At 68.9% G+C, this 12,151-nt stretch carries 9 protein-coding genes and 2 tRNA genes; 2 read left to right on the top strand and 9 right to left on the bottom strand.

All coding sequences use genetic code 11. The features are described 5' to 3' along the window. Nucleotides 1–22: 22 nt before the first annotated feature. Nucleotides 23–95: transfer RNA gene (locus ACWGH4_RS05225), tRNA-Ala, on the bottom strand. A 189-nt stretch (nucleotides 96–284) separates the two neighbouring features. Here ACWGH4_RS05225 and ACWGH4_RS05220 point away from each other — a divergent pair. Continuing rightward, a complete protein-coding gene (locus tag ACWGH4_RS05220; protein ID WP_307707377.1) occupies nucleotides 285–833 on the top strand; it encodes a helix-turn-helix domain-containing protein in 549 nt (182 codons plus the stop codon). Between the two features lie 49 nt (nucleotides 834–882). Beyond that, entirely contained in the window at nucleotides 883–2,226 is a 1,344-nt protein-coding gene (locus ACWGH4_RS05215; protein WP_453455791.1) for a serine/threonine-protein kinase, read from the top strand. Between the two features lie 164 nt (nucleotides 2,227–2,390). Here the strand turns inward: ACWGH4_RS05215 and ACWGH4_RS05210 are convergent, their stop codons facing one another. The 8 genes from ACWGH4_RS05210 to recF all read right to left on the bottom strand — a co-directional run bounded on the left by ACWGH4_RS05210 (nucleotide 2,391) and on the right by recF (nucleotide 12,104). After that, complete coding sequence (locus tag ACWGH4_RS05210) at nucleotides 2,391–3,800, bottom strand: hypothetical protein (RefSeq protein ID WP_453455788.1); 1,410 nt, start codon at nucleotides 3,798–3,800, stop codon at nucleotides 2,391–2,393. Nucleotides 3,801–4,243: 443 nt separating this feature from the next. Beyond that, nucleotides 4,244–4,378 carry a DLW-39 family protein gene (locus tag ACWGH4_RS05205; RefSeq protein ID WP_003958712.1) on the bottom strand — a complete coding sequence of 45 codons (135 nt, stop codon included), beginning with the start codon at nucleotides 4,376–4,378 and terminating at the stop codon, nucleotides 4,244–4,246. A gap of 170 nt (nucleotides 4,379–4,548) precedes the next feature. Beyond that, nucleotides 4,549–4,622, bottom strand: a tRNA-Ile gene (locus ACWGH4_RS05200). 82 nt (nucleotides 4,623–4,704) lie between these two features. Next, nucleotides 4,705–5,286: a DUF3566 domain-containing protein gene (locus tag ACWGH4_RS05195; RefSeq protein WP_441263340.1), complete on the bottom strand. Its 582-nt coding sequence runs from the start codon at nucleotides 5,284–5,286 to the stop codon at nucleotides 4,705–4,707. 87 nt (nucleotides 5,287–5,373) lie between these two features. Next, nucleotides 5,374–7,998: a DNA gyrase subunit A gene (gene gyrA / locus ACWGH4_RS05190; RefSeq protein ID WP_453455785.1), complete on the bottom strand. Its 2,625-nt coding sequence runs from the start codon at nucleotides 7,996–7,998 to the stop codon at nucleotides 5,374–5,376. A 41-nt stretch (nucleotides 7,999–8,039) separates the two neighbouring features. Next, nucleotides 8,040–10,109 carry a DNA topoisomerase (ATP-hydrolyzing) subunit B gene (gyrB, locus tag ACWGH4_RS05185; protein WP_453455783.1) on the bottom strand — a complete coding sequence of 690 codons (2,070 nt, stop codon included), beginning with the start codon at nucleotides 10,107–10,109 and terminating at the stop codon, nucleotides 8,040–8,042. A 310-nt stretch (nucleotides 10,110–10,419) separates the two neighbouring features. Continuing rightward, complete coding sequence (locus tag ACWGH4_RS05180) at nucleotides 10,420–10,980, bottom strand: DUF721 domain-containing protein (RefSeq protein ID WP_453455780.1); 561 nt, start codon at nucleotides 10,978–10,980, stop codon at nucleotides 10,420–10,422. Further along, nucleotides 10,977–12,104, bottom strand: coding sequence for a DNA replication/repair protein RecF (recF, locus tag ACWGH4_RS05175; RefSeq protein ID WP_453455778.1), 1,128 nt, complete (start codon nucleotides 12,102–12,104; stop codon nucleotides 10,977–10,979). Before recF ends, ACWGH4_RS05180 begins: the two co-directional genes overlap by 4 nt. Between the last annotated feature and the right edge of the window lie 47 nt (nucleotides 12,105–12,151).

The raw sequence follows: 12,151 nt of genomic DNA, 5'->3' as shown, positions 1-12,151 counted from the left end.
GTCGGGGGACCTCTTCCTGCTGTGGAGCCTAGGGGAGTCGAACCCCTGACATCTGCCATGCAAAGACAGCGCTCTACCAACTGAGCTAAGGCCCCGGAACGACGGAAGGACCGTGGACAACCGTGTCCCGGCAACCGCCGTGCACAAGAGTACCGGGTCACCCCCGTGATCCTGCAAAAATATCGGGGTTCCGGCCGGGACTCCCCGTCACCGACCACGCTCCGTAAGATGCACCACAAGGTTCGCAGCAGCGAAGCCGCTTGGGGAAGCGATGGGGAGACGCAATGGACGCAGCGCAGCAGGAAACAACCGCAAGAGCCAGGGAACTGCAGCGCAGCTGGTACGGGGAGCCCCTCGGGGCTCTCTTTCGTCGTCTGATCGATGACCTGGGGCTCAACCAGGCGCGACTCGCCGGCGTCCTGGGGCTCTCGGCTCCGATGCTGTCCCAGCTGATGAGCGGCCAGCGGGCGAAGATCGGAAACCCCGCAGTCGTCCAACGCGTCCAGGCGCTCCAGGAGTTGGCAGGTCAGGTGGCCGACGGCAGTGTGAGTGCCGTGGAGGCGACCGCGCGGATGGACGAGATCAAGAAGTCGCAGGGCGGCTCGGTCCTCACCAGCACCAACTCGTCGACCAGCGGCTCGGGGGCGCCGACGGTCCGTCGTGTGGTGCGCGAGATCCAGTCACTGCTGCGCTCCGTTGCAGCTGCGGGGGACATCATCGATGCGGCGGACTCACTCGCCCCGACGCACCCGGAGCTGGCAGAGTTCCTCCGGGTGTACGGCGCCGGGCGCACCGCCGACGCGGTCTCGCACTTCGAGTCGCACCAGAGCTGAACGAGGCGGACAGTCGCCTTCATGAGGAACGGGGAGCGGGCGCAGCACAATGGGTGAGGTCTTCGCCGGTCGGTACGAACTGATCGATCCGATCGGGCGCGGTGGTGTCGGCGCCGTCTGGCGCGCCTGGGACCACCGTCGTCGTCGCTATGTGGCGGCGAAGGTTCTCCAGCAGAGCGATGCGCACACGCTGCTCCGGTTCGTGCGGGAGCAGGCGATGCGCATCGACCATCCCCATGTGCTCGCCCCGGCCAGCTGGGCCGCGGACGACGACAAGGTGCTGTTCACCATGGACCTGGTGAGCGGCGGTTCGCTTGCCCATGTCATCGGTGACTACGGTGCGCTGCCGCCGCGGTTCGTCTGCACCCTGCTCGACCAGTTGCTGTCCGGTCTTGCCGCGGTCCACGCGGAGGGTGTCGTGCACCGCGACATCAAGCCGGCCAACATCCTGATGGAGGCGACAGGAAGGGGACGGCCCCATCTGCGGGTCTCCGACTTCGGCATCTCGATGCGCAAGGGCGAGCCCCGGCTGACCGAGACCAACTATGTGGTGGGCACGCCGGGTTACTTCGCACCGGAGCAGATGCTCGGCGCGGAGCCCGACTTCACGGCCGACCTGTTCGCGGTGGGCCTGGTCGGCCTCTATCTGTTGCAGGGCCGCAAACCCGACTCCCAGGCCTTGGTGGAGCACTACGCCGCCCACGGCACTCCGAGCGCTCCCCAGGGCATTCCGGAGCCGCTCTGGCAGGTGCTGGCAGGGTTGCTCCAGCCGGATCCGCAGGCGCGGTTCCGTACCGCCACCGGAGCGCGCAAGGCCCTCACGGCGGCTGCGGACCTGCTTCCCGAGCCGCCGCCGGGCGAGGAACCCGTCGAGATCTTCGACCAACTCGGCCCACTGCCCGCGGGTTTCGGCCCGAACGGGCCACAGACGTCGGAGCAGGCCGCCGACCGGAGCACGGCTGTGCAGCCGACTCCTCCCCCTTTGGAGACGGGCAGCTTCCATCTCGCGCCGCCTCCACAGCAGCAGCAGCCCTCCCCGCTGCCGCACACCGGCGGGCCGCACACGCCGCCTGCCTCTCCCGTCGGGACGCAGCCCACACCAGGTCCCATGCCCGCCCCGCCGCCGGTCCCGCGTCCGGCCGGTGCCGCGCCGGGCGCCCCCGCCCATGCGCAGACTGCCGATGCTGTCACCGCGCATGCCGCCTCCCCCCATCAGCCGCCGCCGACGCCGTACGGCGGGCCCTCTACCCGTACGTACACCGCTCACGGCCCGCAGGTTCCACCGGCACGCACCGGAAAGCGGCCGGGACCGCCCCCGAAGGTCGCGGTCCCTGTGCTTCTGGTCGCTGTGCTGTGCTTCGCGGTGGGGATCTGGGCGCTGACCCAGGTCTGAGTCCCGCCGGTGGAACGTGCCCTGTGCCCGCCGGGCAGGAGCCGTAATCCCTGACCAGCAGTCGTCGGGAAGGGACCGGCCGTGGCAGCAGTCGCCCGGTCGTAGGGCCGTCCGCCCCGCCGACGCTGACAGCAGGCCCTGTGCCCACTGCCCCCGGCCGGCGGCTACTGCCCCGGCGGGGGCCCGTACTGCCCGTACCCGTAGCCCTGGGCGGGGCCGTTCCCCACTCCCTGAGCGGGCCCCTGCGGGCCGCCCTGGCCCGGCACGGAGAAGGTGGCGGGTGCCGCTTCCTCGGGCGTCCGGCGCCGTGCCAGCAGCGTCCAGACGCCGAGCCCGAGCACCAGCACGGTCCCCGCTCCGATCCCCGCGGTCGCGACGATCACCATCGTGTCGCTCTTGGCCGCTTCCTGCGCGCTCGCGCCGCTCTCCGCGGCCGCCTGGTCCTCTTCCGTGACGCGGAAGTCACCGGCCGGCCCGTCGTACGCGGGTGCCTCAGCCGCGTCCCCCTTGACGTTCACGCGCAGGGTCAGCGGGACGGCATTGCCGCCGTACGCCTCCTCGATCTCCGGGTTCAGCGTGACCGCGAGGTAGTACCAGCCGGCGAACCGCATGGCGCTGGTGGCGGTGTCCGAGGCGTAGCGGTTCTCGTACGCCACGGGAGGCAGCGGGTCCAGCGAGATCGACTTCTGCTTGCCGTCGTAGTACATGCCCGACTCGTCGTCGACGAAGCCCCTCGCCGGGTTGTGCAGGGCGAGCACCAGGGCGTTGCTGACGCTCTTCGTCGCGTCACCGCTCGGGCTGTTGGCCAGGTCGGCGCCGACGAAGATCTGCTGGCCCCAGTCGACAGGCACCCGGTAGAAAAGCGTCTCCCCGGGCTTGATGCTGTCCTGCCATTCGCCTTGCTTCAGGCTCGTGGAGTCATGGAAGCTCGTGCCCCCGTGACGCTTCTGCGGCCCGCCGGCCGGCGCCGCGGGCGAGGCGGAGGGCCAGACCTCGGGAGCCGCGGTGGGACCGGCGGACTTCAGCGCCGGTTCGGAGGCGAAGCGGAGTTCCACGTCCCACGGTTCTGACGAGGACGCGTCTTCCGAGTCCCGCTCCAGCAGCACGTAGTACGCCCCTGCCTCCTGGCAGCTGCTGTTGTCCTTCTCGATCCTGCGGCTCGCGTAGTCGGCCACCGGCCGGGCGAAGGCCGCCGACCCGAACCGTGCCTCGCCGTCGCTGCACTCGGTGCCCGAGCCGTCCTCGATCGACACCTTGAGCTGGTCCGCATAAGTGACCTTGGTGCCCAGCGCGGGAACCGCGACCGCCGACACATAGGCATTGGACCGGGCGTCCAGGTTGAGGCGGTAGTAGCGCTTCTCACCCGGCTTGATCGAGTCCTTGTACGTCGAACCGGCCGTCAGCTCCGGGCCGTTGATGTTGACGGGGGTGCCCTTCACCGGCTTGGCCTCGGCGTCGAAGACGTAGGGGCTCGGCCGGCCCGCCGCCCACGCCTGTCCCGGCAGCGCCGCCACCGCACACAACGCCGCCGCCCCGGCCAGCGCCACCCGGGCCCTGCCGCGCTGCCTCTTCACGCGCTTCTCCTTGTGGTCGATGAGTCCGCCGAGAGCCGGACCCGTCCGTGGCCGCCGTGCTCCTCGCCGCACCAGGAACGACGCCCCGGCCGGGGCCTGGACGCACCGCGCCCGGCACCACGCGACCGTGGCCCGGACCATCCTGCCCCGGACTCCGCTCCGCTGTCTTCGCGCGCGGGCGAATCATCCCTCGTTGTCCGCCACCGGGTCCGACACCGGCGCCCCCGTCCGGCCTCTGATCCACGGCGCTGGTGGCGTGTCCACGCGGCCGGGAACGATCAGGTTCGCTACCGCAAGCAACTGATTCGCGGAAGCGAAATCCCAGGATCCCCTAACGACCGATGACGTTCAGTGATCCCCCGTAGGCAGCGGCCCCGAGGGCGGACAGCACAGAGCCCCGGCCGCTACGGCGACCGGGGCTCATGTCCAAGAAACGCTGCGTCTCACACACCCGAACCTGCGGGCACGGAGTCGGTCGCCTCCGTCCACAGATCCTGCTCGGCGCGATCCGCCTGGATCTGGCGGTACACGAGGAGCCCGCCGATGGCGGCCAGTGCGACCAGGAGAAGCTTCTTCACCGCGCGACCTCGTCTTTCCTTGACGTATGAGGACTTCTGGCGCCCGACTATACACACCGACCGATACCGATCGGTGACCTACGCCCGGTGGTACCCGCAGCATGCCAACTCATGCCGTACACAAAGCGACAGGCCCGGCGGAGAATCTCCGGCCGGGCCTGTCGTCACTGTGGGGCTAACAGGATTTGAACCTGTGGCCTCATCCTTATCAGGGATGCGCTCTAACCAACTGAGCTATAGCCCCTCCGCGCTGCGCGCTGACCTCTGAAGATTAGCGCACACGCGGTGCAGCGCCAAAATCGGAATCCGAGGACCCCTCCGCGGCGCTACTCGTCCTCGGCGAGCGTGAGCTCGACACCGCCCACAAAACCGGCGGAGAGGTTGTAGATGAAGGCTCCGAGCGTCGCCAGCGCTGTGGCGAGCACCACATCGATCACCGCGATCACCGAGGTGAAGATGAGCACGCGCGGCAGCGACAGGAACGACTGGAGGTCGAAGCCGTTGCTCTCGTTCGAGCCGGTCGCCTCGCTGATCGTCCCGCCGACGGTCGAGAAGACGCCCATCGCGTCCATGACCATCCACAGCACCGCGGCCGCGACCACGGTGCACACGCCGAGCGCGATGGAGAGCAGGAAGCTGACCTTCATCACCGACCACGGGTCGGCCTTCGCCACCCGCAGCCGTGCCTTGCGCGTACGCGGCGTCGTACGGGCCCCTGTGCGCGGTCTGCGCACCGCGGCGCCCGAAGCCGCACCCGCGCCCTGGGCCGGCCGCTGCTGGCCGCCCTGGGTCCCGCCGGGCGAGGGATACGCCTGCGGCGGGTGGTACGGCTGGCCGGCCTGCTGCGGGGCAGGCTGCTCGCCGGAGAACATCTGGTACGGGGGCTGCTGCCCTCGGTTGTCCGTCACTGTGGCCCCCTGGGAGTCCGCGGCAGGGCCACGGGCACCGTTCGCTCCGGATGCTGCCGGTCCGGCGCCCGTGGCTCCACTCACGCTTTACTCCTCGTGCTCCCCGGCCGAGGACTGTGTGCCCTCGGCTGCCGCCTCGGCCGTCGCCTCGACGGCGGCCTCGTCGGTCCCTTCGGCCTCGACGGCCGCCTCGACCTCTTCGGCCTCACGACCGGCCTCGGCGTTGCGAGCGATGCCGACGACGGCATCGCGCTTGCCCAGGTTGATCAGTTGGACGCCCATGGTGTCACGGCCCGTCTCCCTGACTTCATTGACTCGCGTTCGAATCACACCGCCACCGAGCGTGATGGCGAGGATCTCGTCGGACTCCTCCACCACCAGCGCGCCCACGAGGGATCCGCGGTCCTCCACGATCTTGGCGGCCTTGATACCGAGGCCGCCGCGGCCCTGGACGCGGTACTCGTCGACGGCGGTCCGCTTCGCGTACCCGCCATCCGTGGCTGTGAACACGAAAGTACCGGGCCGGACGACATTCATCGAGAGCAGTTCGTCGCCCTCTCGGAAACTCATTCCCTTGACGCCCGAGGTCGCGCGGCCCATCGGGCGCAGCGCCTCGTCGGTCGCGGTGAACCGGATCGACTGCGCCTTCTTACTGATGAGCAGCAGATCGTCCTCCGCCGACACCAGCTCCGCGCCGATCAGTTCGTCGTCCTCGCCGCTCTCCGTCTCCCGGAGGTTGATCGCGATGACGCCGCCGGAACGGGGTGAGTCGTAGTCCTTCAGGGACGTCTTCTTCACCAGACCGGCCTTGGTGGCGAGCACCAGGTACGGAGCGGCGTCGTAGTCGCGGATCGCCAGGATCTCGGCGATCTGCTCGTCCGGCTGGAAGGCCAGCAGGTTGGCGACGTGCTGGCCACGCGCGTCACGGCCGGCGTCCGGCAGCTCGTACGCCTTGGCCCGGTACACCCGGCCCTTGTTGGTGAAGAACAGCAGCCAGTGATGCGTTGTGGAGACGAAGAAGTGGTCGACGATGTCGTCTTCCTTGAGCTTCGTCCCGCGCACGCCCTTGCCACCGCGCTTCTGGGAGCGGTAGTCGTCGGTCTTGGTGCGCTTCACATAGCCGCCACGCGTGATCGTGACGACGATGTCCTCCTCGGCGATCAGGTCCTCAATGGACATGTCACCGTCGAAGGGCACCAACTTGGAGCGCCGGTCGTCGCCGAACTTCTCGACGAGCGCGGCGAGTTCGTCGCTGACGATGCCGCGCTGCTTCTCCGGCGAGGCGAGGATCGCGTTGTACTCGTTGATCTTCGCCTGCAGTTCGTCGTGCTCCTGCACGATCTTCTGGCGCTCCAGGGCGGCCAGTCGGCGCAGCTGCATCTCGAGGATGGCGTTGGCCTGGATCTCGTCGATCTCGAGCAGGCCCATCAGGCCCTCTCGCGCGACGTCGACCGTGTCGCTGCGCCGGATCAGCGCGATGACCTCGTCGATCGCGTCCAGTGCCTTGAGCAGACCGCGCAGGATGTGCGCGCGCTCCTCCGCCTTGCGCAGCCGGAACTTGGTGCGCCGAACGATGACCTCGATCTGGTGCGTCACCCAGTGGCGGATGAACGCGTCCAGCGACAGGGTGCGCGGCACGCCGTCGACGAGCGCCAGCATGTTGGCGCCGAAGTTCGTCTGCAGGTCGGTGTGCTTGTACAGGTTGTTCAGCACGACCTTGGCGACGGCGTCGCGCTTCAGCACGATCACCAGGCGCTGGCCGGTGCGCGAGGACGTCTCGTCACGGACGTCGGCGATGCCGCCGATCTTGCCGTCCTTGACCAGATCGGCGATCTTCTGCGCGAGGTTGTCCGGGTTGACCTGGTAGGGAAGCTCCGTGACCACCAGGCACTGGCGGTTCTGGATCTCCTCGACCTCGACGACCGCGCGCATCGTGATGGAGCCGCGACCGGTGCGGTACGCCTCCTCGATGCCCTTGCGTCCCACGACCAGCGCGCCGGACGGGAAGTCCGGGCCCTTGATCCGCTCGATGAGCGCGTCGAGCAGCTCCTCGTGCGGAGCGTCCGGGTGCTCCAGCGCCCACTGCGCGCCGGCCGCGACCTCGCGCAGGTTGTGCGGCGGGATGTTGGTCGCCATACCGACCGCGATGCCGGCCGAGCCGTTGACCAGGAGGTTCGGGAAGCGCGCCGGCAGGACCGTCGGCTCCTGGTTGCGGCCGTCGTAGTTGTCCTGGAAGTCGACGGTCTCCTCGTCGATGTCCCGGAGCATCTCCATCGACTGCGGCATGAGCTTGCACTCGGTGTACCGCATGGCGGCGGCCGGGTCGTTGCCCGGGGAGCCGAAGTTGCCGTTGGAGTCCACCAGCGGCATGCGCATCGACCATGGCTGGGCCAGGCGGACCAGGGCGTCGTAGATCGAGGAGTCGCCATGCGGGTGGTAGGTGCCCATGACGTCGCCGACGACGCGGGCGCACTTGTAGAAGCCCTTCTCGGGCCGGTAGCCACCGTCGTACATCGCGTACAGCACACGGCGGTGGACGGGCTTGAGCCCGTCCCTCACGTCCGGCAGCGCACGCGAGACGATGACGGACATCGCGTAGTCGAGATACGAGCGCTGCATCTCGGTCTCGAGCCCCACGGGCTCCACGCGCATGCCCACGCCCGGAACGATGGGCTCCTCTTCGGGCGTCACTGTCGTGTTCTCGTCGGCCATTGCTGGTCTTCAGTCCTTTCGTACGGTCAGCTGAGACCGACTCAGATGTCGAGGAAGCGAACGTCCTTGGCGTTGCGCTGGATGAACGAGCGCCGCGCCTCCACGTCCTCACCCATGAGCACCGAGAACAGGTCGTCGGCCTGGGCCGCGTCGTCCAGCGTGACCTGGCCGAGCACTCGGTGGTCCTGGTCCATGGTGGTGATGCGCAGTTCCTCGGCGTTCATCTCACCGAGACCCTTGAAGCGCTGGATGGAGTCTTCCTTGATCCGCTTGCCGCTCCGCTTGCCCAGCTCGACCAGGGCGTCGCGCTCACGGTCGGAGTAGGCGTACTCGAAGTCGTCCCGGCCCCACTTGATCTTGTAAAGCGGCGGGCGCGAGAGGAAGACGTGGCCCGCTTCGACGAGCGGCCGCATGAAGCGGAACAGGAACGTCAGGAGCAGGGTGTTGATGTGCTGGCCGTCGACGTCGGCGTCCGCCATCAGAATGATCTTGTGATAGCGGAGCTTCTCGATGTCGAAGTCCTCGTGGACACCGGTGCCGAAGGCCGAGATCAGCGCCTGCACCTCGGTGTTCTGGAGGATCTTGTCGATCCGCGCCTTCTCGACGTTCAGGATCTTGCCGCGGATGGGCAGGATGGCCTGGTACATCGGGTTACGGCCGGACTTGGCCGAGCCGCCGGCGGAGTCACCCTCGACGATGAAGATCTCGCACTTCGTCGGGTCGTTGGACTGGCAGTCGCTCAGCTTGCCCGGCAGCGACGCCGACTCCAGCAGACCCTTGCGACGCGTCAGGTCACGCGCCTTACGGGCCGCGACGCGGGCCGTCTGCGCCTGGATGCCCTTGCGGATGATGTCCGCGGCCTCATTCGGATTACGGTCGAACCAGTCGGTCAGGGTCTCGTGGACGACCTTCTGCACGAAGGTCTTGGCCTCCGTGTTGCCCAGCTTGGTCTTCGTCTGACCCTCGAACTGCGGCTCGCCCAGCTTGACCGAGATGATCGCGGTCAGACCCTCGCGGATGTCCTCGCCGGAGAGGTTGTCGTCCTTCTCGCGCAGCAGCTTCTTCTCGCGTGCGTACCGGTTGACCAGGCCCGTGAGTGCGGAGCGGAAGCCCTCTTCGTGGGTACCGCCCTCGTGCGTGTGGATCGTGTTCGCGAAGGAGTAGACCCCCTCCGTGTACTGCGAGTTCCACTGCATCGCGATCTCGACGGCGAGCAGCCGCTCCTTGTCCTCGGCCTCGATGTCGATGACCGTGGGGTGGATCAGCTCGCCCTTGCGGGAGTTCAGGTACTTCACGAAGTCGACGATGCCGCCCTCGTAGTGGTACTTGACCGTACGGGCCGGCTGCTCGAGGTCCTCCGGCTCCTGACCCGTCTCCGCGCCCGCGGTGGCCTTGGCCGACTCGCGCTCGTCGGTCAGCGTCAGGGTCAGGCCCTTGTTGAGGAAGGCCATCTCCTGGAAACGGCGCGAGAGCGTCTCGAAGGAGTACTCCGTCGTCTCGAAGATGTCGCCGTCGGCCCAGAACGTGACCGAGGTCCCGGTCTCGGTGGTGGCCTCGTGCCGCTCCAGCGGCGCGGTGGGGACGCCCGACTTGTACTCCTGCGTCCAGCGGTAACCGTCCGTCCAGATCTCGACGGCGAGCTTGTAGGACAGCGCGTTCACCACGGAGACACCGACGCCGTGCAGACCGCCGGAGACGGCGTAGCCGCCGCCGCCGAACTTGCCGCCCGCGTGCAGCACGGTGAGCACGACCTCGACGGCCGGCTTCTTCTCGACGGGGTGGATGCCCACCGGGATGCCACGGCCGTTGTCGATGACGCGTACGCCGCCGTCGGCGAGGATCGTGACGTCGATGGTGTCGGCGTGGCCGGCCATCGCCTCGTCGACGGAGTTGTCGACGACCTCTTGGACGAGGTGGTGGAGTCCACGCTCACCGGTCGAGCCGATGTACATGCCGGGGCGCTTGCGGACCGCGTCCAGACCCTCGAGGACGGTGATCGCGCTGGCGTCGTACGAGGCTGTGACCTCGCCGTTCCCACCGGCAGGGGTGGACGGAGTGTTCTCGTTGGGGTTGCCGGAATCGGCCACGAAGCGCCCTTTCTGGCACAGCACGAGCCGTTCACCGGCAAGGCGGGAGCGGCTGCGTCGTTCGGCATCTAATCGACGTGTCCCGCAACAGAAGCGGGACTGTCGACCAGTCTACCGGTATCGCTGACACTAATGGCGGTTTGCCGGTAGCTGAGTCCGCCTGTGGCGCCCTGAACCATCACCGTCCGACTCCCCATATCCGGGAAGGGGCTCCAAGAGGCTCACACGGGCTTTGAGCGCTTCGGGCTGTCAACCTCTCGCTACCGTGAGGGACACCTCATCCGTGCCACCGGGTTCCTTGTGCCGCAAGGGCATCCGCGGTGACGGCCGGACATCAGCCGTACGTGTCCCCGGGGCCCGTGCTGCCCGGGGCCCGCAAGGGTCCGAACCGGCGCGCGGGGCCTCCCGGACCGAGCACCTTGATCGCGCGGACAGTCCCGTGCCCCAGGTCCTCGTTGAGTCTGGCCACCAGGCGCGGAGCCAGCAGCCGCAGCTGGGTGGCCCACGCCGTCGAGTCGCACTGAACGGTCAGCAGGCGCTCGTCCGGCGCCTCGTCGTACCGCAGCGGAACACAGTGATTGGCCAGGTCGTCGCCCACGATCTGCGGCCAGCGGCCCATCACCCCGCCCACGGCGGCCGGCGTCTCCCAGCCCCGCTCGGTGATCAGCCGGTTGATCGCCGCACCCAGCGGCAGCGGATCGCGCCCGTCGGCCCGGGCGCCGGACCGCAGCCCACCGCCCCGTCTGGCCTGCTTCTTCTGCTGCGCCGCCGCGCCACGGGCCTTGGCCTGCTCCTTCGCGGCGCGCAACGCCACGCGTGCCAGGTCCACACCGGAGGACTCTCCGGCGGCCGAGACTTCCGCCTCTGCCGGCCTTTCCCCGCTCTCACCGGTCATACGCGCTGCACCGTCCCGCCCGAGACCTCGTAGCGGGCACCCGCCAGCACTGCCGGTACGTCGTCGTCCACGGCCGCGGTCACCAGCACCTGCTCGCCGGGGGCCACCAGCTCGGCCAGCCGCTCCCGGCGTCGGGCGTCGAGCTCCGCGAAGACGTCGTCGAGGACCAGCACGGGTTCGTTGCCCTCGGCCCGCAGCAGGTCGTACGAGGCCAGCCGCAGCGCCAGCGCGTACGACCAGGACTCTCCGTGACTCGCGTACCCCTTGGCGGGCAGTTGCCCCAGTTTCAGGACCAGTTCGTCACGGTGAGGACCGACCAGGGTCACCCCCCGCTCGATCTCCTGCTTGCGCACCTCGGCCAGCGCCGCCGTCAGTTGCTCGCACAGCGCTTCGCGGCCGTGAGCCTCGTCCATGGGGCCGGCCGAGGACCGGTACTCGAGCGCGACGGGACCGCCTCCTGGCGCGAGCGCCTCGTACGCCTTGTCCGCAAGCGGCTGCAGGGCGGCGATCAGGTCGAGCCGCTGAGCGGTCACCTCGGCGCCCGCGCGAGCCAGGTGCTGGTCCCAGACGTCGAGGGTGGACAGGTCCATGCCACGGCCGCCGTGTCGCCGCGCCATGGCCGCCGACTTCAGCAGGGTGTTGCGCTGCTTCAGCACACGCTCGTAGTCGGAGCGCACAGCCGCCATGCGCGGCGAGCGCGCCGTGACCAGCTCGTCGAGGAACCGCCGGCGCTCGCCGGGATCGCCCTTCACCAGCGACAGGTCCTCCGGGGCGAAGAGCACCGTCCGTACTATCCCCAGGACGTCACGAGGCCTGACCTGCGACGACCTGTTGATCCGGGCGCGGTTCGCCCGGCCGGGATTGAGTTCGAGCTCGACGAGCTGCGAGCGCTCCCCCTGGGTCACGGCGGCCCGGATGACGGCCCGCTCGGCCCCCATCCGTACCAGCGGCGCATCCGAGGAGACGCGGTGGCTGGCCAGCGTGGCGAGATAGCCGACGGCCTCGACTAGATTCGTCTTGCCTTGCCCGTTCGCCCCCACGAAAGCGGTGACGCCCGGATCGAGAGGGACCTCGACCCGGGCGTACGAGCGGAAGTCGGCCAGCGACAGATGCGTGACGTGCATGGTGTGCGCCGACCTTCCCCCGGCATGGCTGTGCACCACTGGTGCAC

It is taken from the genome of Streptomyces sp. NPDC054847 (assembly GCF_053610925.1).
This window is presented reverse-complemented; position numbering and strand designations above follow the sequence as displayed.